The organism is Klebsiella sp. BIGb0149 (genome assembly GCF_004362605.1).
Classification (GTDB): domain Bacteria; phylum Pseudomonadota; class Gammaproteobacteria; order Enterobacterales; family Enterobacteriaceae; genus Klebsiella; species Klebsiella terrigena.
In genome coordinates, this window is the sequence record NZ_SNYG01000001.1 from 1,210,133 (window position 1) to 1,236,033 (window position 25,901).

General features: G+C 60.5%; 25 protein-coding genes. 8 read left to right on the plus strand and 17 right to left on the minus strand.

The window, feature by feature from the left end; translation table 11 throughout:
- Positions 1 to 92: 92 nt before the first annotated feature.
- Positions 93 to 947 (plus strand): aldo/keto reductase, encoded by an 855-nt coding sequence (locus tag EDF75_RS05790; RefSeq protein WP_133597697.1) that lies wholly within the window; start codon positions 93 to 95, stop codon positions 945 to 947.
- A gap of 98 nt (positions 948 to 1,045) precedes the next feature.
- Positions 1,046 to 2,503 (plus strand): DASS family sodium-coupled anion symporter, encoded by a 1,458-nt coding sequence (locus EDF75_RS05795; protein ID WP_045855006.1) that lies wholly within the window; start codon positions 1,046 to 1,048, stop codon positions 2,501 to 2,503.
- Positions 2,504 to 2,581: 78 nt separating this feature from the next.
- On the opposite strand, the gene EDF75_RS05800 is transcribed toward EDF75_RS05795, so the two are convergent.
- Both EDF75_RS05800 and gapA read right to left on the minus strand, forming a co-directional pair.
- On the minus strand, positions 2,582 to 3,466 hold the full coding sequence (locus tag EDF75_RS05800) for a D-hexose-6-phosphate mutarotase (RefSeq protein WP_133597698.1): 885 nt from the start codon (positions 3,464 to 3,466) through the stop codon (positions 2,582 to 2,584).
- A gap of 87 nt (positions 3,467 to 3,553) precedes the next feature.
- Positions 3,554 to 4,549 carry a glyceraldehyde-3-phosphate dehydrogenase gene (gene gapA / locus EDF75_RS05805; protein WP_133597700.1) on the minus strand — a complete coding sequence of 332 codons (996 nt, stop codon included), beginning with the start codon at positions 4,547 to 4,549 and terminating at the stop codon, positions 3,554 to 3,556.
- Between the two features lie 339 nt (positions 4,550 to 4,888).
- Between gapA and msrB the strand changes: the two genes are divergently transcribed.
- A complete protein-coding gene (gene msrB / locus EDF75_RS05810) occupies positions 4,889 to 5,302 on the plus strand; it encodes a peptide-methionine (R)-S-oxide reductase MsrB (RefSeq protein ID WP_095096848.1) in 414 nt (137 codons plus the stop codon).
- 44 nt (positions 5,303 to 5,346) lie between these two features.
- Entirely contained in the window at positions 5,347 to 5,622 is a 276-nt protein-coding gene (locus EDF75_RS05815; RefSeq protein ID WP_133597702.1) for a YeaC family protein, read from the plus strand.
- Positions 5,623 to 5,694: 72 nt separating this feature from the next.
- On the opposite strand, the gene yajD is transcribed toward EDF75_RS05815, so the two are convergent.
- The 5 genes from yajD to sppA form a co-directional block, all read right to left on the minus strand.
- Positions 5,695 to 6,039, minus strand: coding sequence for an HNH nuclease YajD (gene yajD, locus EDF75_RS05820; RefSeq protein WP_133597704.1), 345 nt, complete (start codon positions 6,037 to 6,039; stop codon positions 5,695 to 5,697).
- A 148-nt stretch (positions 6,040 to 6,187) separates the two neighbouring features.
- Positions 6,188 to 7,441, minus strand: a complete 1,254-nt coding sequence (chiD, locus tag EDF75_RS05825) for a chitinase ChiD (RefSeq protein ID WP_133597706.1) — start codon at positions 7,439 to 7,441, stop codon at positions 6,188 to 6,190.
- A 169-nt stretch (positions 7,442 to 7,610) separates the two neighbouring features.
- Positions 7,611 to 8,252 (minus strand): bifunctional nicotinamidase/pyrazinamidase, encoded by a 642-nt coding sequence (gene pncA, locus EDF75_RS05830; protein ID WP_133597708.1) that lies wholly within the window; start codon positions 8,250 to 8,252, stop codon positions 7,611 to 7,613.
- Positions 8,253 to 8,262: 10 nt separating this feature from the next.
- Positions 8,263 to 9,279 carry an asparaginase gene (gene ansA / locus EDF75_RS05835; RefSeq protein WP_133597710.1) on the minus strand — a complete coding sequence of 339 codons (1,017 nt, stop codon included), beginning with the start codon at positions 9,277 to 9,279 and terminating at the stop codon, positions 8,263 to 8,265.
- A gap of 461 nt (positions 9,280 to 9,740) precedes the next feature.
- Positions 9,741 to 11,594, minus strand: coding sequence for a signal peptide peptidase SppA (sppA, locus tag EDF75_RS05840; RefSeq protein ID WP_133597712.1), 1,854 nt, complete (start codon positions 11,592 to 11,594; stop codon positions 9,741 to 9,743).
- Between the two features lie 165 nt (positions 11,595 to 11,759).
- Between sppA and EDF75_RS05845 the strand changes: the two genes are divergently transcribed.
- The gene (locus tag EDF75_RS05845; protein ID WP_133597714.1) at positions 11,760 to 12,311 is read left to right on the plus strand and encodes an NAD(P)H nitroreductase; all 552 of its coding nucleotides are present in this window, start codon (positions 11,760 to 11,762) and stop codon (positions 12,309 to 12,311) included.
- 44 nt (positions 12,312 to 12,355) lie between these two features.
- Here the strand turns inward: EDF75_RS05845 and phoC are convergent, their stop codons facing one another.
- Positions 12,356 to 13,102 (minus strand): acid phosphatase PhoC, encoded by a 747-nt coding sequence (phoC, locus tag EDF75_RS05850; RefSeq protein WP_133597716.1) that lies wholly within the window; start codon positions 13,100 to 13,102, stop codon positions 12,356 to 12,358.
- A 227-nt stretch (positions 13,103 to 13,329) separates the two neighbouring features.
- On the opposite strand from phoC, the gene selD reads away from it, so the two are divergent.
- Together selD and EDF75_RS05860 are read left to right on the plus strand one after the other, a co-directional pair.
- Entirely contained in the window at positions 13,330 to 14,373 is a 1,044-nt protein-coding gene (selD, locus tag EDF75_RS05855; RefSeq protein WP_132510840.1) for a selenide, water dikinase SelD, read from the plus strand.
- 4 nt (positions 14,374 to 14,377) lie between these two features.
- A complete protein-coding gene (locus EDF75_RS05860) occupies positions 14,378 to 16,330 on the plus strand; it encodes a DNA topoisomerase III (protein ID WP_133597718.1) in 1,953 nt (650 codons plus the stop codon).
- An 85-nt stretch (positions 16,331 to 16,415) separates the two neighbouring features.
- Here the strand turns inward: EDF75_RS05860 and gdhA are convergent, their stop codons facing one another.
- Both gdhA and EDF75_RS05870 read right to left on the minus strand, forming a co-directional pair.
- The gene (gene gdhA / locus EDF75_RS05865; RefSeq protein ID WP_123551298.1) at positions 16,416 to 17,759 is read right to left on the minus strand and encodes an NADP-specific glutamate dehydrogenase; all 1,344 of its coding nucleotides are present in this window, start codon (positions 17,757 to 17,759) and stop codon (positions 16,416 to 16,418) included.
- Positions 17,760 to 18,055: 296 nt separating this feature from the next.
- On the minus strand, positions 18,056 to 18,466 hold the full coding sequence (locus tag EDF75_RS05870) for a pyrimidine (deoxy)nucleoside triphosphate diphosphatase (protein ID WP_133597720.1): 411 nt from the start codon (positions 18,464 to 18,466) through the stop codon (positions 18,056 to 18,058).
- Between the two features lie 87 nt (positions 18,467 to 18,553).
- On the opposite strand from EDF75_RS05870, the gene EDF75_RS05875 reads away from it, so the two are divergent.
- Positions 18,554 to 19,177, plus strand: a complete 624-nt coding sequence (locus tag EDF75_RS05875; RefSeq protein WP_133597721.1) for a CDP-alcohol phosphatidyltransferase family protein — start codon at positions 18,554 to 18,556, stop codon at positions 19,175 to 19,177.
- A gap of 5 nt (positions 19,178 to 19,182) precedes the next feature.
- Here the strand turns inward: EDF75_RS05875 and EDF75_RS05880 are convergent, their stop codons facing one another.
- The 7 genes from EDF75_RS05880 to EDF75_RS05910 all read right to left on the minus strand — a co-directional run bounded on the left by EDF75_RS05880 (position 19,183) and on the right by EDF75_RS05910 (position 25,813).
- The gene (locus tag EDF75_RS05880) at positions 19,183 to 20,490 is read right to left on the minus strand and encodes a sulfurtransferase (protein ID WP_133597723.1); all 1,308 of its coding nucleotides are present in this window, start codon (positions 20,488 to 20,490) and stop codon (positions 19,183 to 19,185) included.
- Positions 20,491 to 20,577: 87 nt separating this feature from the next.
- Positions 20,578 to 21,210, minus strand: coding sequence for an ATP-binding cassette domain-containing protein (locus tag EDF75_RS05885; RefSeq protein ID WP_133597725.1), 633 nt, complete (start codon positions 21,208 to 21,210; stop codon positions 20,578 to 20,580).
- Positions 21,210 to 22,745, minus strand: coding sequence for an ABC transporter permease family protein (locus EDF75_RS05890; RefSeq protein WP_133597727.1), 1,536 nt, complete (start codon positions 22,743 to 22,745; stop codon positions 21,210 to 21,212). Before EDF75_RS05890 ends, EDF75_RS05885 begins: the two co-directional genes overlap by 1 nt.
- Positions 22,718 to 23,887 carry an ABC transporter substrate-binding protein gene (locus tag EDF75_RS05895; RefSeq protein WP_133597729.1) on the minus strand — a complete coding sequence of 390 codons (1,170 nt, stop codon included), beginning with the start codon at positions 23,885 to 23,887 and terminating at the stop codon, positions 22,718 to 22,720. The genes EDF75_RS05890 and EDF75_RS05895 overlap by 28 nt, the downstream gene beginning before the upstream one ends.
- 9 nt (positions 23,888 to 23,896) lie before the next feature.
- Complete coding sequence (locus EDF75_RS05900) at positions 23,897 to 24,460, minus strand: carboxymuconolactone decarboxylase family protein (protein WP_133597731.1); 564 nt, start codon at positions 24,458 to 24,460, stop codon at positions 23,897 to 23,899.
- Complete coding sequence (locus EDF75_RS05905; RefSeq protein ID WP_133597733.1) at positions 24,457 to 25,167, minus strand: TVP38/TMEM64 family protein; 711 nt, start codon at positions 25,165 to 25,167, stop codon at positions 24,457 to 24,459. The genes EDF75_RS05900 and EDF75_RS05905 overlap by 4 nt, the downstream gene beginning before the upstream one ends.
- Positions 25,154 to 25,813 (minus strand): TVP38/TMEM64 family protein, encoded by a 660-nt coding sequence (locus EDF75_RS05910; RefSeq protein WP_133597735.1) that lies wholly within the window; start codon positions 25,811 to 25,813, stop codon positions 25,154 to 25,156. Before EDF75_RS05910 ends, EDF75_RS05905 begins: the two co-directional genes overlap by 14 nt.
- Positions 25,814 to 25,901 lie beyond the last annotated feature (88 nt).

Here is a 25,901-nt window from a genome sequence, read left to right on the forward strand (position 1 = left end):
TTGTGCATCTTTATAGAGATATCTGTGCATCAAAACAGGGCGTCACGCCCTGTTTTGCATTACGGTGGTGCAATAGCTGACGAGAGGTAGCGATGAGCGTAAAAATGAGCCGTTTCGGCGACCAGCAGGCGGTTCCCGCCATCGGGCAGGGAACCTGGTATATGGGGCAAAGCAGCGAGCATCGTTCACAGGAAGCGGCTGCACTGCGAGCGGGCGTTGAGTTCGGGCTGACGGTTATCGATACCGCCGAAATGTATGCCGACGGCGGGGCGGAAGAGGTGGTAGGCGAGGCGATTCGCGGCCTGCGTGACCGCGTGACGCTGGTGTCCAAAGTCTATCCGTGGCACGCCGGCGGGCACAAAATGCGCGAGGCCTGTGAAGCCAGCCTGCGTCGCCTGAAGAGTGATTATCTCGATCTCTATCTGCTGCACTGGCCGGGGGAGTTCCCGCTGGCCGAAACCGTCGAGGCGATGGAGGCGCTGGTTGATCAGGGCAAAATTCGCCGCTGGGGCGTCTCCAACTTCGATACCGACGATATGCAGGCGCTGTGGCAGGTGCCCGGCGGCAGACGCTGTGCGACCAACCAGGTGCTGTACCATCTGGCATCGCGCGGCATTGAATACGATCTGCTGCCGTGGTGTCAGCAGCAGCAGCTGCCGGTGATGGCCTACAGCCCGCTGGCCCAGGCCGGTCGCCTGCGCGATGGTCTAATCAGTCATCCCGCACTCAACGGCCTGGCGCGGGAAAAGGGCGTCACGGTCGCGCAGCTCCTGCTGGCGTGGATCATCAGCCACAAAGGGGTGATGGCGATCCCAAAAGCCGGGAGCATTGCCCACGTCAAAGAGAACGCTGCCGCGCTCGAGGTGGTGCTCGATGAGAACGATATCGCGGTGATGGAAAAGGCCTTTCCGGCGCCGGGTCGCAAAACGCCCTTAGATATGGTGTAAGGGGGCTGATTTTGTAACGGTATCTACGTGATTCGTTGATGGATATCAATGCTCGGCCGTGCTTCTCCTCCTAAAGATAAAAGAAAAAGGAGAATCACATGACTGAACCTAACAAACCCCTGGACGTGAAGCTGGCTTTTCCCCTCTGGAAGGCCGCCCTGACAATCCTGTTCGGCGCACTTATCTGGTTTACCCCTCCGCCCGATGGGTTGGCCATTCACGCATGGCAAATGTTTGCTATTTTTACCGCAACGATCTTTGCCATCATTCTGAAGGTGATGCCGATGGGGGCGGTGACGATGATCGCGCTGATCGTCTCCGCATTTTTGGGCGTCACGCCTCTCTCGCCGGGTAAAAGCGACAAAGTCGCGGCGCTGTCCGGCTTTGCCAACGGTACGATCTGGTTGATTGGTATCGCGATGTTTATCTCCCGGGCGGTGATTAAGACCGGGCTGGGCAAGCGGGTGGCGCTGTGGTTTATTTCCAAATGCGGTTCAAGCATGCTGGGGGTTGCCTATGGTCTGGCCCTCTCTGACGTGGTCCTCGGGCCGGGCATTCCCTCGGCGTCGGCGAGGGGCGGCGGCATTATGTATCCGATTACGCAGTCCATTGCCACCGCCTACCAGTCGGAGCCCGGCGCGACGGCCAGAAAAGCCGGCGCCTTTTTAATGCTCTGCGTTTCTCAGATTGACGCCATTGTCTGTACGATGTTTTTAACGGCGATGGCGGGTAACCCGCTGATCGCCGAACTGGCGAGAAGCCAGGGCATTGAAATCACCTGGACGACCTGGTTTGTCGGCGCGATCGTGCCGGGGATCGCCTCGCTGATCCTGCTGCCGCTGGTGCTGTACGCTATTTATCCGCCGCAGCTGAAGAAAACGCCGGAAATCCCGGCGATCGCCAGAGAAGAGCTGCGCAAAATGGGGCCGATGTCGCTGGCGGAAAAAATCCTCGCGCTTGATTTTGTCCTGCTGATCCTGCTCTGGACGGTGGGCGACATTTTCTTTGCCATTCCCGCCACCCTTTCCGCGTTTATTGGTCTGATGGTGCTGCTGGTCAGCAATATCATGTCGTGGAAAAATATCATCGAAGAAAAAACGGCCTGGGATACGATGTTCTGGTTTGCCGTGCTGGTGATGATGGCCAACGCGCTCAATAAATACGGCATGATTAGCTGGATATCTGAGCGTATTGTCGGCTACGTCGGCCACTTTGCATGGATAACGGTGTTTTTACTGCTGGTGCTGGTCTATTTCTATACCCGCTACTTCTTCGCCTCGGCGATGGCGCATATTTCCGCGATGTATCTGGCATTTCTGGCCGTTGCCGTTTCCGTCGGCGTACCGCCGCTGTTTGCCGCCCTGGTGCTGGGCTATACCTCTAACCTGTCGATGGGCCTGACGCAGTACTCTGGCGGCCCGGGGCCCGCTCTGTTTGGCTCCGGCTATAACACCGCGGGTCAGTGGTGGGGCGTTAGTTTCGTGGTGTCGGTGGCGTCTATTCTCATCTGGCTGGTGCTGGGGGGCGCGTGGATGAAGCTGGTGGGGTTCTGGTAACGCGACAGCGCCTCAAAAAAACAGGGCGCAATCGCCCTGTTTTTGATCCTGCGCCTGTGGTTCAGGCAGCGCGCGGGCTTAGCGCCGCGTGACGCGAATAGTCTGCGCCAGGCGAGACGGCTTCTCTTCGCTGGCTTTCTGCGGCTCGGTAACGCAGCAGGTTTCGACGCAAACGAAGGTTTTGTAGCCGTCGTCCGGCATATCGCCCATGCTCACGGAAAGTGCCGGGCCGGGGTTCCAGCCCACCACGTTGCTGTTATGGTGATGAATAACGTCAATGCCGCGGTTCAGCGCGCCGTCGTGGATAACGCTGCAGGCATCCGCGTTGAGGTAGACGCGGTCGGTGCGATCCGGGAAGGTCTCTTCGCCGTTGCTCAGCACGCCTTCCTGGGCGTTGTTCACCTTATCGATATAGCGATCGCCGAGGCCGCTGACCTTCACCGCCGCGATATCCCCAACGTTGAAGTAGCTGTGCAGGGCGGAGGTGGTTTCAAATTCGCCGTGCGCTTCCAGTTCGATTTCGCAGGTTTTACCCAGCTTGAAGCGCGCGTAGAGCGTAAATTCGTGCGGCCAGTACTGACGGGTCTTATCGCTGCTTTTCAGTTCGAAGGTCAGCATCACGCCGCTCTCATCTTCATCATGGCCCTTCAGCGTCCACGGCAGATTGCGGGCGAAACCGTGGGAGGGAAGGCCCTGCTGTGCCGATGGACCAAACCACGGCCAGCAGATCGGCACGCCGCCGCGCAGCGCGACGCCGGTTTTAAACGGCGTGTTGCCGCTCAGCCACAGCACCTCTTCTTCTCCGGCGGGTTTCCAGGAGAGCAGGTGCGCGCCCTGGTAGGCGACGGAGGCTTTCACCTGCGGATGGTCAACGACAATCAGCTCGAGGTCGTCAAGCTGGCGGCGGGAGAGGACAGGGGTAACTTGTTCAATAACCGGGAGAGCAAAAATTTTGTTAATCATGGTGCAATCCTTGGTGTGCAGGTACTGAGTTAAGCCATAAAAAAAGGCGACCGAAGTCGCCTTTTTGGATCAGGTTCTCATCTCAACTTATTTGGAGATGTGAGCGATCAGGTCCAGAACTTTGTTGGAGTAGCCGGTTTCGTTGTCGTACCAGGAAACCAGTTTCACGAAGTTGTCGTTCAGGGCGATACCCGCTTTAGCATCGAACACGGAAGTGCAAACTTCGCCGTTGAAATCGGTAGATACAACGTCGTCTTCGGTGTAGCCCAGAACGCCTTTCATTGCGCCTTCGGAAGCAGCTTTGATTGCTTTCTTAATGTCTTCATAAGAAGCAGCTTTTTCCAGACGAACGGTCAGGTCAACAACGGATACGTTCGGAGTAGGAACGCGGAACGCCATACCGGTCAGTTTGCCATTCAGTTCTGGCAGTACTTTACCTACTGCTTTAGCAGCACCGGTAGAGGACGGGATGATGTTCTGGGATGCGCCGCGGCCGCCGCGCCAGTCTTTGTGAGACGGGCCATCAACGGTTTTCTGAGTTGCGGTGGTCGCGTGAACGGTGGTCATCAGCGCTTCGACGATGCCGAAGTTGTCGTTGATAACTTTAGCCAGCGGTGCCAGGCAGTTAGTGGTGCAGGATGCGTTAGAAACGATGTCCTGGCCTTCGTATTTGTCAAAGTTAGCGCCTTTAACAAACATCGGAGTGTTGTCTTTGGACGGGCCAGTCAGAACGACTTTTTTCGCGCCAGCAGTGATGTGTTTACGAGCGGTTTCGTCAGTCAGGAACAGACCAGTTGCTTCAGCAACGATGTCAACGCCTACTTCGTCCCACTTCAGGTTAGCCGGATCGCGTTCAGCGGTAACACGGATTTTTTTACCGTTAACGACCAGATGACCGTCTTTCACTTCAACGGTACCGTTGAAACGGCCGTGAGTGGAGTCATACTTCAGCATGTAAGCCATGTAGTCAGCGTCTAACAGGTCGTTGATTGCAACGATCTCGATGTCAGAACGTTCTTGAGCAGCACGGAAAACAATGCGACCGATACGGCCAAAACCGTTGATACCTACTTTGATAGTCATATATTCCACCAGCTATTTGTTAGTGAATAAAAGGTTGCCTGTAAAATTACAAAAACCTTACGCAGCGTCAAGCGGAATCGTGTCAATCATTGCGACAAATCAATCCTGAGCACACCTTTGCGCGATCGATTTGCCTCACTCTCCCTTTGAGCCCAATTCCATATGGGGACTGCGCGCGGAATTTTAAAGGTCATTAAAGATAAAAATGTGATTTGCATCACAATTATCTAGCTGCCCATCGGCATCGAATAAGTTTAGAACAAAAGTCCACGCTTCATTGTTAATGTTTTGTTAGAATCGAGCGGTTAAAGTTGTCCTTTCACAGCGAGAAGCATGCACATGTCGAATAAACCCTCCTCGGACGAGCTCAAAAAAGAGTTGAGCGAGATGCAGTTTTACGTGACGCAGAATCACGGCACCGAGCCGCCGTTCACCGGCCGACTGCTCCACAACAAGCGAGACGGCGTCTACCACTGCCTGGTGTGCGACGCGGCGCTGTTTCACTCGCAAACCAAGTACGATTCAGGCTGCGGCTGGCCGAGCTTTTTTGAGCCGGTGAGCGACGAGGCCATTCGCTACCTGAATGATTACTCCCACGGTATGCAGCGCACGGAAATTCGCTGCGGCAAATGCGATGCTCACCTTGGGCACGTCTTCCCGGATGGTCCGCAGCCGACCGGCGAGCGTTTTTGCGTAAATTCGGCGTCGTTAAGCTTCAGCGACGATGATAACGGCGAGCAGATCAAGGGTTAGAGAAACGATTCAGCAAATTATTCCAATGCGGAGTTGAGCGGACGATGGATATCGAGCAAATTATCGACAGTATGACCCCGGAAGTTTATCAGCGTCTGGCCACGGCGGTGGAGCTGGGAAAATGGCCGGATGGGGTGGCGCTTACCCCGGAACAGAAAGAGAATAGCCTGCAGCTGGTGATGCTGTGGCAGGCGCGACACAACGTCCAGGCCCAGCACATGACGATTGATACCAGCGGGCAGATGGTGATGAAGAGCAAGCAGCAGCTGAAGGTAGAGTTCGGCATTACGCCAGAACCTATTGCGACGTTTAAATCCTGAGCGGCTCGCGCGGGGGAAGCTTACGCAGGCCCGGCGGGTTTCGCCGCCGGGCGCTGACGCTTTACGAGCCGGTTACTTCTTGTTCATCATCGCTTTAAGATCGGCAAACGGATTATATTTCGCCTCACCGACGCTCTTCTGCGCGTCTTCGCCCGCCACTACCGTTGAGCCATACAGATCGGCTTCCGTGTACTTGGAGTGCTCGTGGTCGTGGCAGTACAGGCACAGCATCTCCCAGTTGCTGCCATCTTCCGGGTTATTGCTGTGATCGTGATCGATATGGTGCACCGTCAGCTCGCGCAGATTCGAATAGACAAATTCACGGGAACAGCGTCCGCAGACCCACGGGAAGAGCTTTAGCGCCTTTTCGCGATAGCCGACTTCCAGACGGGCGTAGTTTTTGGGGATAAAAGCCATAAAGCCCCATGCCTCCTGTAGCAAATGAAAAGCTGCGCCAAAGCCTGGCGCAGCCGATTGCGACAATCATAACCTATCCCCGGACGGGACACACCTCATCTCCTCCAGGGCGCTGCGTCCCGCTCTGCGGACGGTAACGATCCTGAGGTTAGTGCTTAATCCCTAACGACTCTGCCAGCTGCTTAGCCAGCTGATTTTGCTCATCGGCGCCGTACTCCCAGAACATCGCCCCTGCCAGCCCCTTACTCTTGATATAGTCGGCCTTGAGGGCCACGGAGCGCGGGTTTTCGTAGGAGAGCGCAAACAGCGCCTTGCCGTCCGCCGACTGCACCGACAGCCACGGCACCTTCGCCTGGTCATCCCAGTGCTCGCTAAAGCGCTTTTGCGGATCGTTAAGCAGCTTCGCGACGATATCGTTGTACTTCACGTAGGTATCTTTGCTCAGATCGAAGCCCAGGGATTTGAACAGCGCGATCTGCTCGGGGCCGAAGTACGGCTGGGTGACGGGATTTTTCTGCGCATCGGGTTTGCTCCAGTCGATACCCGGCTCAACCGCCCGTTTTGGCACCCGGCCATAGAAACCAATGCCGAGGTTCATCTGGCTCGGCTTTAAACCGGCGGCAAGATAGTTATTCACCACAAAATCGGCGCTGTACTTATCCGCTGCCGCCACCGTCGGCCAGCGCGTTGAATCGTACAGATTCGAGTTGAAGTACTGGGTGCCGTAGGCCATGTCGTAGGTCATCAGGTTGATGTAATCCAGCAGCGGGGCGATAGCTTTGACGTCGACCCAGCTTTTTGGGCTTTCGGCGTTGGCGCCCACGGCGATGGTCACCAGCTTTTTATGACCAAATGCGCCACGCAGCTCCTTCAGCAGGGCGGTGAAGTTGTCGCGATCGGCAGGCTGGCTGGCGACCAGTCCCCACGCGCCGTTGACCGGATACTCCCAGTCGAGGTCGATACCGTCGAGGCCATACTGCGCGACGATCTCCTGCGCCGAGCGGATAAACGTCGCGCGGCTCTCCGCGCTGGCCGCCGCGCTGGAAAAGCCGCGCGCTCCCCAGCCGCCAACGGAGAGCAGAACCTTCAGCTCCTGGTTCTGCTGGCGCAGTGCGGGGATTTTGCGTAAATCAGCCTGTACTTTTGGCGACAGCCAAATCTGATGCAGGCGGGCAGGGTCTTTTAACGCCGCGTTGGTTTCATCCTTTTCGTCGTTGTAGACCAGGCCAAAGGAGTAGTTGAGGTGGGTAATCTGGCGCACGTCCAGCTTATCGATGTCGCCGCCCGGCCCGGCGGTCACGTCGCCGCCGCCGTTAAAGTAGCCGACGGACATCAGGGCTTGAGCTGAGACTGCAGAAGCGCAAAGCAGGGGTAATACTGCCAGCAAAGGCAAAAGTTTCATGGACGATCCTCTTTGACATTAAAAAAGCAAACACGCCACGGAATGGCGTGGCGAAAAAATAGCCCGCCCACACTATCAGCAATAGCCTGTTGAATCTGCGAGTTAGCTCAATGAATCGCGCAGAGGAAGCGCAAGGGAGTGGCCCGAAGCGGCGGCTTCGGGCGAGGGGTCAGGCCTGGGTTTCCAGCCAGTCGCTGAGGGTATAGAGCGTTGCGCCGGCGGCGGCCATGGCCATAAAGGCGTGGGCGCTGTCCTGGGGCTGGATATTGACGCCGCGACAGCCGTCGGTAATCACGTTAACGCGATATCCGAGGTTGAGCGCATCGAGCACCGTAAACTGGACGCAGTAGTCGGTCGCCAGACCCAGCACGATAAGCTCGACGATCCCGCGCGCGCGCAGCCAGTCGTCAAGCTGGGTTTTGTGGCGATGGCCGTTGTCGAAAAAGGCGCTATAGCTATCGATCGCCGGGTTTTCACCCTTGTGGAACACGGCGGCAATATCCTGCTGCTTAAGCAGCGGATGCAGCTCCGCGCCGGCGCTATGCTGCACGCAGTGATCCGGCCAGAAGGTCTGCGCCAGCCCGTCGAGCTCACCCTGCGAGTAGGGCTCGGCCTGGTGCTGGCTGGCGAAGCTGCCGTGGTTTGCCGGATGCCAGTCCTGGCTGGCGACCACGATTTCGCCGCGCGCCAGGCTCCAGTCGATCAGCCGGTTGGCGACATCAACGGTGCTATCGCCCTGCGGAACGGCGAGCGCGCCGCCCGCGCAAAAATCATTTTGTAAATCAACAAGCAGCAGTGCTCGATTGGTCATCATCAGCTCCTTACTCATCGGGAGTCAGCTCGCCGCGCAGGTTTTCCTGCATCAGGCGGCGAATGGCCTCAACGTCCAGATTCTGGCTCAGCAGGTAGTGTAGCTTGGTCAGCGTCGCCTCGACGGTCATGTCGAAACCACCGATCACGCCCGCCTGGGCGAGGGCGTTGCCGGTGGCATAGCCGTCCATGTTAACTTTGCCGGACATACACTGCGTCAGGTTAATCACCACAATCCCGCGCTGGCTGGCTTCGGTCAGAACCCGAATAAACTCGCCGTTCTGCGGGGCGTTACCGACGCCATAAGAGCGCAGGATCAGCGCCTTCACCGGCTGGCGGAGAAAATTGCGCACCACGTCGGCGGAGATCCCCGGGTAAATCATCACCACGCCGATCGGCTGCGGCGTAATCGGGTGCACGATCAGTTCGCCCACGCCGTGCGGTGCCGGCGGCGTCCCGAGGCGGCGGATATGGATCCCGGCCTCCAGCAGCGGCGCCAGATTCGGCGAAGCAAAGGCGTTGAAGCCGTCGGCATGGGCTTTGGTGGTGCGGTTGCCGCGATACAGGCAGTTGTTGAAAAACAGCGCCACTTCGTTAATCGGATAGTTCGCGGCAACGTACAGCGCGTTCAGCAGATTGATCTGCCCGTCGGAGCGTAGCTCGGCCAGCGGAATTTGTGACCCTGTCACAATTACCGGCTTGCCCAGATTCTCCAGCATGAACGACAGCGCCGAGGCGGTAAACGCCATGGTGTCGGTGCCGTGGAGGATCACGAAACCATCATACTCATGATAGTGGGTGCGAATATCTTCCGCGATATGCTGCCAGTCTTCCGGCGTCATGTCGGACGAATCCATCAGCGGGGCATATTCGTGAATGGTAAAGTCCGGCATCTCCGGACGGTGGAACTCAGGCATCAGCGCGAGCTGACGCTGCAGGTGGCCGGAAACGGGGATATAGCCGTGTTCGGAGCGCTGCATACCGATGGTCCCACCGGTGTAGGCAACGTAAATCGATTTCTTTTGCATAACATCGCTTAGGTTGTACGTAGACAGGCGCAGTATAAGGTGGTCGCGAAAAAAATACAGCGTCTATACCCGTCATACTTCGAGCTGCAGATGCGTTGGCGGCGCGTGCTCACCCCGGCCTATACCCGTCATACTTCGAGCTGCAGATGCGTTGGCGGCGTGTGCTCACCCCGGTCACATAGTGGCCTATGCTCCCGGGGATTCGCTCGCTTGCCGCCTTTCTGCAACTCGAATTATTTAGGGTATACCCGTTATTCGGCTTACAGATGTGCTGGCTGTGTATGTTCACCCCGGTCACATAGTGACCTGCGCTCCCGGGGATTCGCTCGCTTGCCGCGTGATTCGGCCTCCGGCCTCACCCCTTCTGGGCCAGCGCAACGAATTATTTAGGGTATACCTGCTATTGCGGGGGAAAAATAAAACCCCGGCCGATAGCCGGGGTTTACTGTCGAACGGGGGGGTTAGCGGATATTGGCGCAGGTTAAGCAGAAGGCATAGCGGTTCTGCGGATCGTTAAACGCCGCCAGCTTGTCGCTTTCGGCCTTCACCGCATTGGCGGCTGCCGCAACGGGTGCGGGCAGCCAGGCCTGCAGCGCCGCCGGGAGAGAGGCGCGCACGGAACCGGTCAGGCTATCAACCACCATTGAGAAGAAGGTCGGATCTTCCTGGTAGTAGTCGATGTGCCACTGCTTCAGCTTCGCCAGCTCAGCGGCTTTCGCCACCGCGTCATCGAAGTCGCCGAGGCTATCCACCAGGCCGTTGGCTTTCGCATCTTCACCGGTCCAGACGTGTCCCTGGGCAATCTGGTCAACCTTCTCCGGAGTACTCTTACGCGCATTAGCCACCAGGGTAATAAAGCGCTTATAGCCGTTCTCAATGCTCAGCTGCATCATTTGCTGCACTTCTGGCGGCAATGATTTGGTGGTGGAGACATCCGCCAGCGGCGACGTTGATACGCCGTCGGTATGCACGCCGATAGAGCCGAGAGTGTTTTCAACGGTGTTGATCACGCCAAAGATGCCGATGGAGCCGGTGAGGGTGCTCGGGTTCGCCACGATGTAATCCGCCGGGGTGGAGATCCAGTAGCCGCCGGAGGCCGCCATGCCGCCCATGGACACGACTACCGGTTTACCCGCCGCTTTCGCCGCCGCCAGCTCTTCGCGAATCACTTCCGAAGCGCTGACGCTGCCGCCGGGGCTGTTAACGCGCAGCACGATGGCTTTCACCTTCGGATCGAGGCGCGCATCGCGGATCTGTGCCGCGGTGGTATCGCCGCCGACGTTGCCCGGCGTTTCTTCACCGTCCATGATCGCGCCGTTCGCGAAGATAACCGCAATCGAGGCGCCCTGGTCGGAAGGCGTCTTAACGCTGTAATCGTAATAGCTGATGGCGCGATAGTTGTTATCCGCCTTGCTCCAGCCAAACTGTTTGGTCAGCGCCTTTTCGATGTCGGTGGAGGTAGCCAGCTCGTCAACCAGCTTGCTGTCCAGGGCATATTTCGCCGTATCGCCATCGACCTTACGCAGGCCGTCGAGCACGCCCTGGGCGCCGGGGAACAGCTGCTGGGCGGTGATCTGCCGGTTGGCGGCGATGGTATTGAGATAGTTCTGCCACAGTTCGCCTATCCAGCGGCCGTCGGCTTCACGGGCGGCCGGAGACATATCGTCGCGGATAAACGGCTCGACCGCTGACTTATAGGTGCCGACGCGGAAAACGTGGGTTGAGACCTTCAGCTTATCGAGCAGCGATTTGTAGTACAGGCCGTTAGTGGCAAAACCGTGCAGGTCAACTTCGCCCTGCGGCGAGAGCCAAATTTTATTGGCGAAGCTTGCCAGATAGTACTGCCCCTGGCTGTAGCTGCTGCCGACGGCGTAGACCGGCTTGCCGCTATCGCGGAATTCGCGCAGCGCTTTACCGATGTACTGCATCGACGGCTGGTCACCGCCGGCAAAATTTTTCAGATCCAGCACGATACCGGTGATATTACGGTCGTCTTTGGCCTGACGGATGGTTTGTACGATATCAAACAGCGAGTTTTCCTGCAGGCGATCGGAGCTGGCGCCAAACAGCTGGCGGCCAATCACCCCGAGCTTGCTGCTGGCCGAAGGTTTGTCGACCACCACGCCGGTGATATTCATTAGCAGCGCGCCGCGGGCGGCATGCTCCGTAGTGGTGCTGCTGAACTGCGCCCAGATGCCGAAGCAAACCAGCACCAGCAGCAGGAAAACCAGGTTCAGTGCGAGCTGACGAATAAAATTAAGTACTCGCCACGTCCATTTAAAAAATCCGGCAATCAGTCGCCAAAGGGTTCGCATGTATTCTCCCTAACATTATCAAAAGTGGGCTAACCGCAGGGGCTGCCGCGTCTGGCTATCCTAAAGAGACCATCGGCGCTTGTCAGCAGGAATCACCCGTCGGGCTGTAACAAAATTCGTGAGCATGTTAATTTTATGAAAAATAACCTCACAGGAGTCACATAGATGGATGCTCTCGACCTACTGGTTAACCGCCGCAGCGCCTCGCGCCTGGCTGAACCGGCTCCGGCCGGCGAACAGCTGGAAAATATTCTTCGCGCCGGCCTGCGTGCCCCGGATCACGGGACATTACAGCCGTGGCGGTTCTTTATTATTGCCGATGAAGGGCGCGAGCGCTTCAGCCAGCTGTTGGAAAAAGGCGCGCTGGCCGCCGGACAGGATGAAAAGGGCGTAGAGAAAGCGCGCAGCGCGCCGTTCCGGGCGCCTCTGATTATCACCGTGGTTGCCCGCTGTGAGGATCACCCCAAGGTGCCTAAGTGGGAGCAGGAGATGTCGGCGGGCTGCGCGGTCATGGCGATGCAGATGGCCGCGGTCGCTCAGGGATTCAACGGTATCTGGCGCAGCGGAGCGTTAACCGAAAGCGCCATCGTGCGTGAAGGGTTTGCCTGCCGCGAGCAGGATAAGATTGTCGGCTTCCTCTATCTGGGCACGCCGCAGCTGAAGGCATCAACCAGCATCGCTCTGGCCGACACCGCGCCGTTCGTCGTGCGTTTCTGAGGATGAATTGCCCGGAGGCGCCTGCCGCCGGGCTGCTTCAGGCGCTACTTCTGCTGTTTAGCAAACTCATCTTTCGCTTTCTGCAGCTGCTGCTGGAAAGCCGGGTTGGTATGCAGCGTCGCGACGACCGCCGAGCCGACAATGCGCGCAGCGTCGACGTCGCTTTGCCAGTGATAGCCGCAGATGACCCGGCTCTCGCCGAGCTCGTAGCCGCGCCTGAGAATCTCATTCTGCCGCTGCGGGTTAACTTCGGCCAGCACCAGCGCCGTGGCCCAGCCGATAGAGGTGTGGCCAGAAGGATAGGAGCCGTTTTTCGACAGCTTATCCTGCTCGGTGGTGTTACAGGTGGCGACGCCGTAAAACGCGAACGGACGAATGCGCATGTACTTCTCTTTCGCCCCGCGGGTCGCCAGGTCGCCCGCATCTTCAATCATATTGGTCAGCAGCTTGTGCAGCGCCGGCGCGTCCTTTTCGGTGATCGGCGAGCCGAATGCGCCGGAGAAGGCGTTCGCCACGCCGCCTGCGCTGAGGTTTGCGTCCTCTGCCGCCAGCTTACCGCGCTCGGTGGCCCGCAGCAGACGTCCTTTCTCATACATCGCCTGATCGTTTAAAAAGGCGATGCTGCCCACTTCCGGCGGCGGCGGCAGGAGCGCCAGGCTATCGATGGCCTGAGCATTTTTCAGGTAGTAGAGGTCAGGTTTAGTCGTGGCATCGTTACCCGTTGCCGTCAGGGCAAAAGCGTTAACGGAGAAGAGGCCTGCCAGGCAAAGGGCGAGAACGCGCTTTTTCATCAAAATTTCCTTTCGTTGTTATCACTCCAGAGAGAGCAGAACGTTTGGTTGTCACATTTCTGTCATCTTTTAGTTAAAGTTAAAATGACGCTGAAAAAATTGTTCTCTATCGCAAAATCGCATATTTGTCTGCTTAATGAGCAACTATTCGCGATTTCAGACTGTCGTACTTACCACCTTGCCGTTTGGGCGCTACCATAGCGGGATTGCAATGACAGGAGATGTCCATGAGCGAGCAAGCTATTCGTTTAACGCAATACAGCCACGGAGCCGGTTGCGGGTGTAAAATTTCCCCTAAGGTGCTGGAAACTATCCTTAAAAGTGACCAGGCAAAATTTATTGACCCTAATCTGCTGGTGGGCAACGAAACCAGCGACGATGCGGCGGTCTACGACCTGGGCAACGGCACGTCCATCATCAGCACCACCGACTTCTTTATGCCGATTGTCGACAGCCCGTTCGACTTTGGCCGCATTGCCGCGACTAACGCCATCAGCGATATTTTCGCCATGGGCGGCAGGCCGATTATGGCGATAGCGATCCTCGGCTGGCCGATTAACACCCTGGCGCCGGAAATCGCCCGTGAAGTGGTTGACGGCGGCCGGTTTGCCTGCCAGCAGGCGGGGATCGCTCTGGCCGGCGGCCACTCCATTGACGCACCGGAGCCGATTTTTGGCCTCGCGGTGACCGGCGTAGTGCCCACCGAGCGCATCAAGAAAAACAGCACCGCCGAGGCGGGATGCCGGCTGTTCCTCACTAAACCGCTGGGGATCGGCGTGCTGACCACCGCCGAGAAAAAATCGCTGCTCAAGCCTGAGCATCAGGGGCTGGCTACCGAAACCATGTGTCAGATGAACCTCGCTGGCGCCGCGTTTGCCAATATCGACGGCGTGAAGGCGATGACCGACGTCACCGGCTTTGGCCTGCTTGGCCACCTGAGCGAAGTGTGCCGCGGGGCGGGCGTACAGGCGCAGCTGAACTATGCCGATATCCCGAAACTGCCGGGCGTGGAAGAGTATATTCTCGCCGGCGCGGTTCCCGGCGGCACCGGACGCAATTTCGCCAGCTACGGCCATCTGATGGGCGAAATGCCCGCGGAGTGGCGCGATCTGCTGTGCGATCCGCAAACCTCCGGCGGCCTGCTGCTGGCGGTCTCGCCGGAAGCTGAAGCCGAGGTCCGCGCGGCGGCAGAGGCGTCCGGCGTGACGCTGGCCGCTATCGGCGAGCTGGTTACCGCCCGCGGTGGACGCCCCATGATCGAGATCCGTTGATTACATGCGGCTGTTTATTGCAGAAAAACCGAGCCTCGGCCGCGCCATCGCCGAGGTGTTACCCAAGCCGCATCGCAAGGGTGACGGCTATATTGAGTGCGGCAACGGGCAGGTGGTTACCTGGTGTATTGGCCATCTGCTGGAGCAGGCGCAGCCGGATGTCTACGACGGGCGCTACGCGCGCTGGAACCTGGTCGATCTGCCCATCGTCCCGGAGAAGTGGCAGCTACAGCCGAAACCCTCGGTCAGCAAACAGCTTAACGTTATCAAGCGGCTGCTGGGCGACGCCGAAGAGGTGATCCACGCCGGTGACCCGGACAGAGAAGGCCAGCTGCTGGTGGATGAAGTTCTCGACTATCTGCAGCTGGCGCCGGAGAAGCGCCAGCAGGTGCAGCGCTGCCTGATAAACGACCTTAACCCGCAGGCGGTTGAGCGGGCGATCTCTCGCCTGCGCGCCAACAGCGAATTTATTCCGCTCTGCGTATCGGCGCTGGCCCGCGCGCGCGCCGACTGGCTGTACGGGATCAACATGACCCGCGCCTACACGCTGCTTGGGCGCAACGCGGGCTATCAGGGCGTGCTCTCGGTCGGGCGGGTGCAGACGCCGGTGCTCGGGCTGGTGGTGCGTCGCGATGAAGAGATCGAGAACTTTGTGGCGAAGGATTTCTTCGACGTCAAAGCGCATATCGTCACGCCCCAGGAGGAGCGCTTCGTCGCGACCTGGCAGCCGAGCGATGCCTGCGAATCCTGGCAGGATGATGAAGGTCGCCTGCTGCACCGCCCGCTGGCCGAACACGTCGTCGCGCGGATTACCGGCCAGCCGGCGCTGGTCACCGCCTACAACGATAAGCGGGATTCGGAGCCCGCTCCGCTGCCGTTTTCGCTCTCTGCGCTGCAGATTGAGGCCGCAAAGCGTTTTGGCTTCAGCGCGCAAAACGTGCTGGATATTTGCCAGAAGCTGTACGAGACCCACAAGCTTATCACCTACCCGCGTTCGGACAGCCGCTACCTGCCGGAGGAGCATTTCGCCGGTCGCCATACGGTACTCAACGCCATTGGCGTTCACGCGCCGGATTTACTGCCCCAGCCGGCGGTTAATCCGGAGATCCGCAACCGCTGCTGGGACGATAAAAAAGTTGATGCGCACCATGCCATCATTCCCACCGCGCGCAGCAGCCAGGTGCGGCTGACGGAGAACGAGATCAAGGTCTACGGCCTGATCGCGCGTCAGTACCTGATGCAGTTTTGGCCGGACGCGGTGTTCCGCAAATGCCAGATTGACCTTGAGATCGCCAACGGCAAGTTTGTTGCCAAGGCGCGCTTCCTCGCCGAGGCCGGCTGGCGGGCGCTGCTGGGCAATAAAGAGCGCGACGAAGAGAACGACGGTACGCCGCTGCCGGTGGTGGCGAAGGACGATGAGCTGCTGTGTGAAAAGGGTGAAGTGGTGGAGCGGCAAACCCAGCCGCCGCGCTACTTTACCGACGCGACGCTGCTCTCCGCGATGACCGGGATTGCCCGCTTCGTGCAGGATAAGGATCTGAAGAAGATCCTGCGCGCTACCGACGGCCTGGGTACGGAAGCGACCCGCGCCGGGATTATTGAGCTGCTGTTTAAACGCGGGTTTTTAGTCAAAAAAGGGCGCTATATCCACTCCTCGGACGCGGGACGGGCGCTGATTCACTCCCTGCCAGAAATGGCCGCGCGGCCGGATATGACCGCGCACTGGGAATCGGTACTGACGCAAATCAGCGAAAAGCAGTGCCGCTATCAGGACTTTATGCAGCCGCTGGTGGGAACGCTTTATCAGCTTATCGACCAGGCGCGCAGCACGCCCGCTCGTCAGTTCCGCGGTATCGTTGCGCCGGGAGGCGGTAAGAAAGAGTTCAGCAAAGGCAAGCCGAGAGCCAGGGCGAAGGGCAAAAAGCCGGCGGCGGATGCGCCTGCCGACAATCCATAATCAAAGACCCCGCAGGCCGGGGTCTTTTTCGTTGGGCTCCGTCAGCGGCTCTCCCGGATACGCGCGACCCGGGAGAGCCTGCGGATTAAATCACGCCCTGTGCCAGCATCGCGTCGGCCACTTTAACGAAGCCGGCAATGTTGGCGCCGCGCACGTAGTTAGTCTGCTTCGCTTCGCCGCCGTACTCCACGCAGGCGTGGTGAATGTCGAGCATGATGTGGTGCAGGCGAGCGTCAACCTTCTCTGCTTTCCAGCTCATTCGCGCGGCGTTCTGCGCCATTTCGAGACCGGAAGTCGCCACGCCGCCGGCGTTAGCCGCTTTACCCGGCGCGAACAGCACGTCGGCTTCGAGGAACAGGTCGGTTGCCGCGATGGTGGTCGGCATATTGGCGCCTTCGGCCACGGCCTTCACGCCGTTGGCGATCAGCAGGCGGGCGGCGTCAACGTCCAGTTCGTTTTGCGTGGCGCACGGCAGCGCAATATCCACCGGCACGGACCATGGCTGCTGGCCTTCGAGGTACTGCAGGCCAAACTCGCGGGCGTAGTCGGCAACGCGACCGTCGCGGCTGGCTTTAATTTCGCACAGGCGCGCCAGCTTCTCTGGGGTAAAGCCCGCTTCGTCAACCACGGTGCCGCTGGAGTCAGAGGCGGTAATCACGCGCGCGCCAAGCTCCATGGCCTTTTCGATGGCGTACTGGGCAACGTTGCCGGAGCCGGAAACCGCCACGCGCATTCCTTCGAAGCCCAGGCCGTGGCGTTTAAGCATCGCTTCGGTGAAGTAGACCAGACCATAGCCGGTCGCTTCCGGGCGAATCAGGCTGCCGCCAAAGGAGAGCCCTTTGCCCGTGAACACGCAGGCGCTGTTGTTGGAGAGCTTACGCATCATCCCGGCCATAAAGCCCACTTCGCGACCGCCAACCCCGATATCGCCAGCCGGTACGTCGGTGTCCGGGCCTAAGTGGCGATACAGTTCGGTCATCAGCGACTGGCAAAAGCGCATCACTTCGCCGTCGCTCTTCCCTTTCGGGTCGAAGTCGCTGCCGCCTTTACCGCCGCCCATAGGCAGGGTGGTCAGGGCGTTTTTAAACGTTTGCTCGAAGCCGAGGAATTTGAGGATCGACAGGTTGACCGACGGGTGGAAGCGCATGCCGCCCTTGTACGGGCCGATGGCGGAGTTGAACTGCACGCGCCAGGCGCGGTTAACCTGAACCTGATTACGGTCATCAACCCATACGACGCGGAACTGGATAGCCCGCTCCGGTTCAACCAAACGTTCCAGCAAATTGAGCTGGCGATAGCGCGGATTTTCCTCAAGGAAAGGCCACAGGGTGGTCATCACCTCGCGGACGGCCTGAGCAAATTCGGTTTGATGAGGATCGCGCTGTTGAACGCGGGCGAGAAAACCTTCCAGAGTGCACGTCTGATCCATAGATATAAGTTCCCCTTATGGTTGTGATTGCGTTTATACATGTCATCCTTCAGGCTGGCGGCGCTCGCTTACCCGGTGCGCCTGCTCGCGTAAGCCGCCGGAGAAAGGCTCCCATGCTGCCGCGCTGCAACCTGAATGATTTTATGGATATTTATTATTATTCGGCCCTTGAAAAAGCCGATTTTCCGACTATAACACCAGCAATCGTTAGGCAAGCAAGGAAAAGTTACCCTGAAAGCAAAATTTATAATCCGCCGGCTGTCATAACTAAAAGCGATGACCGCGGCCTGACGGTATTAGCGGGAAATGAGGGACGCGCTTTGGGCGATAAAGGCTTCCAGCAGGGGGGTATCCGCTGGCGCGAGGTTGAAGGTTAAGGCTTCCTGCGGCGAGCACCAGCGGAGCTGGCTGTGGTAGTGCGCGGTTGGCGTACCGCTAAAGTGGGGCACCCACCAGGCGTGAAGATGAATCAGCCGGCCGGAGACCTCCCGCCGGTGGCTGGCGATATAGCGGGCGGGAAGGGCGACGATGCCGAGCTCCTCCTGCAGCTCGCGGGCAAGCGCCTGCGCCTGGCTCTCGCCGGACTCCACCTTGCCGCCGGCAAACTCCCACATTCCCGGCTGGTCAGCATGCGGCGGGCGCTGCGCGAGCAGAATGCAGCCGTCTCTTTCAATAATGGCGGCCACAACATCAATGGTTTTTAGCATCTGAATCATCGTTCCATGAAGGATAATGGCCTATTATCACCGCCTTTGTGACGCCCAGACAACCCCTTAGCCCGCTGGAGATATGCCGTGCTCGACCGCCATCTGCACCCCCGCCTGAAGCCACTGCTCAACGCCTGCGCCGTGCGGCTCGATCGCCCCGGCACCTCCGCCGATGGCGTAACCCTGCTGGGCTTTGCCGTTGGCGTACTGGCGCTGCCGTTGCTGGCGGCAGGATGGTATTACGCGGCGCTGGCGGCCATTGTCGTGAACCGGCTGCTGGACGGGCTTGACGGGGCGCTGGCGCGCCGCAGAGGGCTAAGCGACGCCGGGGGCTTTCTCGATATTGCGCTCGATTTCCTGTTTTATGCGCTGGTGCCGTTTGGCTTTATCCTCGCCGATCCGCTGCACAACGCCGTTGCCGGCGGCTGGCTGCTGTTTGCCTTTATCGGGACCGGCAGCAGCTTCCTTGCCTTTGCGGCGCTGGCGGCAAAGCACCAGATTGATAACCCGGGCTATGCGCATAAATCGTTTTACTATATTGGCGGCCTGACGGAGGGGACGGAAACGATCCTGCTGTTCGTGCTGTGCTGCCTGTTTCCGGCGCACTTCGTCTGGCTGGCGTGGATCTTCGGCGGACTGTGCTGGCTGACGACGGCGACCCGCATCTACAGCGGCTACCTGACGCTGAAGCAGGTTCAGCGTCAGGCGTAGGCCAGCTATATACTGCTATCCGGACCGCGCTCGCCGCTCTGTACCGGATTTTTAGGATTGCTGCTCCACTCGTACCAGCCGCCGTCGTAGACCGAGACGTTTTTCCAGCCCATCGCGCGGGCGTACATAAAGGTCTCGGAGGCGCGCCAGCCGGTTCCGCAGTAGAAAGAGACCTGCTGATCGGGGCGAATATTCCACTGCTGCCACATGGCGGTAATGTCGTCGGCGCTGCGCATGGTGCCATCCGGATTATGGAAATCCTCCATATGGGTGGAATCGCTTCCCGCATGGCCCCAGCGCGCGCCGGCAATCTCACCTTTGGGCTTGATATAGCTATAGCCGCTGGTGGTGCCGATAAACTCCGGCCACGAGCGAATGCTGACCAGCGAGGCATCCTGACGATGCAGCAGCCCGCGCGCCTGCTCCATATCCAGCATCAGCTGCGGCTGTCCGGGGATAGCGGCGCCAAAGTTCGGCTCCGGCTTCTGCTTCGCCGGCATGCCGCGTTCGACCGGCAGCCCGGCGTCGGACCAGGTTTTCCAGCCGCCGTCGAGCAGGCGAACGTCCTTCACTCCCGCATACAGCATGATCTGCGCCACGCGCGCGGCGGCGTAGACGTCGCGGCCGTAGAGAATGACCGTGGTGTCATGACGAATGCCGTTTTTTGCCAGCAGGGCCTGCAGCTGTGCGTCGGAGACTTTGTTCCACAGCGGTTCGCTCTCCACCTCGTTGGTGTCGATATAGCCGGCGGCGGGAATATGGTTCAGCAGGTAAAATTTCGGCGCGCCCCAGGCGGCTTCAAAAACTTTCCACTGGCCGGCGGGGGCGGCGGCAACCGCTTTACCCTGCTGCAGATCGTGCAGCCACTGGGGGTAGACCAGCTGTTCGACGTGCGGCAGCTTTTGCAGGCGCGCGGGCTGGCTGAGGGCGTCGCTGAGGGTGTTGATATGGCTAAAACCCGCGGCTTTCAGGCGAGCGGCAACCCGGGTATTGTCCTCGTCGCTACCGTACAGCGCGACGGGCGTCGCGGCCTGCAGCCGATGTTGGGCTGCCCATGCGCCGAGCTGCTGGTCGTTCATGGCGCCCAGCCAGCTGGCGGAGAGGTTTAGCGCCTGCGGCTCGTGGCCCTGCGGGCCGCCGTTGGCCTGCGGCCAGCCGTTATAAAACGCGCTCAGGCGGGTATCGATGGCGACGCCGTGCTGTTGTTGCAGGGCGGAGAGCGTCAGCGTCGGCATGGCGTCAGCAGCGAAAGTAGAGGAAGCAGCAAGCCCAACCAGCAGGGCGAGCGCGGTCAATTGAGAAACACGTTTCATCGAAATGCCCGACAGTAGAAAATTGAGCGGCTATTCTCCTCGCTCCCGGCGGTGAATTCTTTGCGATAACGCAGGTCAGGGTGGTTTTCATTGCCAGCGGATCATCTGCAGGCAGCGGCCGGCGGCGGGGATATCGTGGCCGTCGTGGGTGACCAGCACCGCCGGGATCGCCAGCCGGGCAAGCTCGTCGAACACCCAGCGGCGAAAATCGGCGCGCAGTCCGGCATCGAGGCGGTTAAACGGCTCGTCCAGCAGCAGCGCCAGCGGCCGGGCCAGCAGCGCCCGCAGCAGGCTGACGCGCGCGCGCTGTCCGCCGGAGAGCGTCGCCGGATCGCGAGGGTAAAACCCCGTCAGCCCGGCGCGATCCAGGGTTTGCTCCACCAGGGCGCGCCGTTCTGCGCCGCGAACCTCAGGCGCCACCGCGAGCATCAGGTTTTGCCCGACGCTAAAGCCATCGAACAGCAGAGCATCCTGAAAAAGAACGCCGATTCGCCGCCGCTCGGTGGGGAGTCGGTCGCAGCGCTCGTCGCCCAGCCACAGTTCGCCTGCGGCGTGAAAATTCTCGTCAAGCGCGCCGGCCATCCAGGCAAACAGCGTCGATTTCCCGCTCCCGGAGGGGCCCATCAGCGTCAGCACTTCCCCAGGGGCGACGCAAAATTCAACGTCCCGCAGCAGCGGCCTGCCGTTGAGCGTCAGGGTCAGGTTATTCACGGTCAGCACTAGCGTAATCCTCGTCGGTAGCGGCCCGCCAGCCAGGCCAGCAGGGCGGTGAGGGTAAAGAAGAGCGCGGGCAGCAGCAGCTGCCATAATGCCTGAGCGGCAAGGCTTTGCGTATCCCCGCCGCTGCTCAGCGCCACGGCTTCGCTGGTTAACGTCGGCGTGCGTCCGGCGCCCAGCCAGAGCGTTGGCAGATACTGGGCAATGCTGACCGAGAAGCCAACCGCCAGCGCCGCCAGCAGCGGGCGAACGAGCAGCGGCAGCTTAACCAGACACAATATCCGTCCGCGTCGCCAGCCGAGCGTGCGGGCGATCAGCTCCATGCGCGGATCGCGGTTGCGCCATGCCGGGCGCAATATAAACAGCATCCACGGCACGACCCACAGCAGGTGGCCCCACAGGACGGTGAAGAGCCGTCCGTCCAGCCACGCGTAGAGCGCCAGCTGATACTGACCGTCCGCCAGCGGCAGCGCCGGGAGAAGCGGCGGCAGCCAGATCCAACCGTCGCCGCGGGAAGGCCCATACTCCAGCCACAGCAGGCAAATGATGCCGCCCAGCGCGCAGGAGAGGAGCGCCAGGGTCAGGCTATTGGCGACGCTGGCGCCTGCCGGAACGGCGGTTTGCGCGACGGCGGCGAGAAACAGGGCGCAGAGCAGGCCGCTCAGCGGTACGGCGATGGCCACGACGCGCCCGACGCCCGCGTCGGAGCGGAGACGCCGCACTCCCCGCAGGTCCGGTATCCGCCGACGCCACAGGCGCCAGGCTCCCCACGCGCCGGCGGCCAGCAGCCCCAGAATACCCACCAGCAGCAGGCTGGCGAGCGCCCCTTTTGCCTGCTGCAGCTCGTCTCCCTGGTTTAGCCACTGCCAGGCCAGCACCGCCAGCGTTGGCGGATTTCCCGGACCGAGGATGAGCGCGACGTCTACCGCCGACAGGCTCCAGGCGGTGGTGGCGAGCAGGATAATCGCCAGCGAGGGCATCAGCGTCGGCAGAATAAGCCAGTGCAGGCACTGCCAGCGGCCGTAGCCGAGGCTCTTCAGCACCGTGACCTGCTCAGCCAGCCGCTTTTCGCCCATCAGGCCGTAGATCGCCCACAGCAAAAAGCCGCTCTCCTTCACCGCCAGCGTCAGGCCGAGCCCCAGGCCGTAGCGATCGACGGCGGGCGTGCAGAAGGTACAGACCCGATACCACCAGCCGCCTTCGGCAAACAGCAGCAGCGCGGCGGTGGCGAAGGCCACGTGCGGCACCGCCAGCAGCAGCGGCAGACGCCCGGCCAGCCGCCGCCAGCGTCGGGAGGGCCACAGCGCCCCGGTGACGGCCAGGGTGAGCAGCAGCGCGCCGCCGACCGACAGCAGGGTTGAGACCAGGGTTGCGCTGAGCGCCTGCCACAGCTGCGGATCGGCAAACAGCGCCTGCCAGCGGGAGAGGCGCAGCGCGGGGGCAAGCATCAGCCCTGCCGCGGGCAGCAGGGGCAGATAAATCAGCCCCATCGCGCCCCACGCCAGCAGGCTCAGCGTGTGCCGTAGCGGCGCAGCCATTCCTGCTCCAGCGCGTCAACCCAGGCGGCGTGCGGTTCCGCCAGTACCGGCGGCATATTCTGCGGCATCAGCCGCCGCAGGGCATCGCCCTCGGCCGGCGGCAGAGCCTGCGGGTCCAGAACGCTCGGATCGCCCCATACCGCGGGATCGGCCTTGCGCAGCTGCGCCGCCGGCGACAGCAGAAAATTCGCCACCACCTTCGCTCCCGCCGATGCGCGGGCGTTGGCCGGGATCGTCACAAAGTGCACGTTGCCGAGGGTGCCTTTGGTGAAGCCAAATCCGTAGCTATCCTCCGGCAGCTCGCCGCTGGCGGCCTTTTGCTGCGCATGCAGCGGGTTAAAGGTGAGCGAGAGGCGCAGGGTGCCGTTCGCCAGCATGGTATCCATGCGCGCCGCGGAGGGCGGGAAATCGCCGCCTTCGCGCCACAGCAGCGGATGAAGCTCGTCGAGATAGCGCCACAGCGGAGCGGTGACCTCGGCAAAGCTCGCGGCCTGCGGCGGCTGGCGAAGGGCGTCGGGCTGCCGGGTCAGGTCGATAAGCAGCTGCTCCAGCAGAGCGGTACCGATGAAGTCCGGCGGGCGGGGATAGGTGACGCTTCCCGGATGGGCGGCGGCAAACGCCAGCAGCGCCTGCGGGTTTTTCGGACCGTCCGGGGTTTGCGAGCGGCGGGCGATAAAGGTGAGCTGGGCGCTGCCCCACGGCGACTCCGCGCCGTCGGTGGGCATGGAAAAATCCTCGCTGACCGGCTTCTGCCGATCGACATAGCGCCAGCTGGGCAGCGCCTGCGCCCACCCGGTTTGCAGCAGCCCGGCGGCTTTCAGTGTATGAAAGTTCTCGCCGTTAACCCACAGCAGGTCAATGGAGCCGCCGCGGCTGCGTCCGGCCCGCGCTTCGGTCTGGATCCGCCTGACGGCATCGGCGGCATCGGCAATATGGACGATCCGCAGGTCAATCGCATAGTCGCGCTTAACCGCCTCGCTGACCCAATCCAGGTAGCGGTTGACCGCCGGATCGCCGCCCCAGGCGTTAAACCACACCGTTTGCCCGCGCGCCTGCGCTTCGGTCTGCTGCCAGCTCTCGCCGGCGCTGACCGCCAGCGGCATAAGCAGCAGCGCCGCCAGCCAAATCCAACAACAACGCATACTCACTCCTTATGATTTTGAATCTGCAGGCCCGGAGGTCGGGATCCGGCACAGGCCCTGCGCCGGGATGGCCATGGCGGAATTAAAGCGCGCGGAGAGGTTTTGCAGGCCGATCAGCGCCGTCAGCTCGGTGAGCGCCCGGGCATCAAAGCGTGCCGCCAGCCGGTTGCGCAGCGCGTCGTCAACGGTGGGGGGCGTCAGGCTGGCGGCCTCGGCATATTCCAGCGCCAGCCGCTCGCTATCGCTGAACAGCCCGCTGTGCCGCCAGTCGGCGACCGCCAGTAATTTATCGCGGCCGCCGCTGCGTTGCGCCAGCTTCATCTGCGTAATATCAATACAAAATTCGCACAGGCACATCTGGGCAATGCGCGCGCTGACCAGCGAACGCAGCACCGGGTCGAGCGGCGAGCGTCGGCGTTCGAGATAGCCGACAAACATCGACACCAGGTAAAAAATAAACGGAATGCGCCCCCACCAGCGGATCGGGTTGAGCACCTCCCCGTAGTGGCGGCGGTGCAGCCAGGCCTGCGGGCGGAGGATCGGCGGAACGGAGTCCAGCGGCGGCAAACTCATGGTGAATTCCTCTTTTGACGTTCAGAGTAGCGCGCTTTGGCGACAGCGATAACCACCACCAGCGCCAGCAAAATAGAGAGTCCGGTGACCAGCCAGAAGGTCCCGCCGGTTAACAGGCTGCCCGCCCAGGAGTAGACGATGGTGGCCGGTAGCTGGCCGACGCCGGTGGCGATCGCAAACTGGCGAAAGCGAATGGAGGTCAGGCCGGCGGCGTAGCTGATGGGATCGAACGGCACAAACGGCAGCAGCCGGCAAACCAGCACGGTGTGCCTGCCGTAGCGGTCAAAAAAGGCGTCCATGCTGCGGAGGATCGTTTTTCCGGTCAGCTTCTCAACCGCCTCGCGGCCGAAGACTCTGGCGATGAAAAAGCACAGCGCCGCGCCCGCCATCGCGCTGGCCCAGGAGAGAAGGCCGCCCCAGAACGCGCCAAACAGCGAGGCGTTGGCGAAGGTGATTAAAAAGGCGGGCAGCGGGGCGACCACGGCCTGCAGGATCATGAGGGCGAAAGAGACCAGCGCTGCCTGCGGGCCGTACGAGTCGATAAAGCGCTCAACGGCCTGCGGGTCCAGCGCCGAGAACGCCGCCAGGCTGCGCTGAATAAACTCATTCGCGGCAGGGACCCGCCAGCCGATGAGCAGCGCGGCGGCCAGCGCGACGACGGTCACGAGCCGATAGTAGCGAAACGGGCGCGGTTTATCGGGTCTCATCCTCAGCCTTGATATTATCGGGTGCGATCCGCCGACGGCGGGCAAACATTTTCGCCGCCTGAACCAGGCCAAACAGCGTCATGCCGGCGAGGCTCAGCTTAAGCATAAACGCGAGGGTTATGCCCTCCCTGGCGAGCTCGCTGGCCATCAGGGTATAGATAAAGATACCCGGCAGAGTAGTGAGCGCGGAAATAAGCGTAAATGACCAGAATGAAATGGCCGTCAGGCCATAGGCATAGTTTTGGATATTATACGGAAACAGCGGAACCAGCCGCGTCAGAATTAAAAAATCGCTGCCGTTACGGGCAATGCCGCGCTCGATTGCCCGCAGCGTTGCCGTATCGCCGGCGTATTTCAGCAGCGCGTCGCGGCCCAGCCAGCGGGCGAGCAGGAATGAAAGCGCAGAGCCAACGGTGGCGGCGCAGAGCGATAAAAGCGTGCCCGTCAGCGGGCCAAAGACAATACCGCCCACCGCCACCAGAATAGTGCCGGGGATCAGGCACAGCGTGGCGACAATAAATAGCGCGATATAGAGCAGATAGCCGTAGGCGCCGCTCTGAGCGATCAGCGTCTGCAGATGGCGGAAATGGGTCAGCAGCCCGCCGAGGCCGAAGTGATAGACGGCGCCGGCGGCAGTACACAGCAGAATAGCGGCAAGCAGCAGTTTATATTCAGCGGGATAACGGCTTCTTTTGCATTGGGGGTCTCCTGTAAAAACCGCGCCCCTTGAGCCT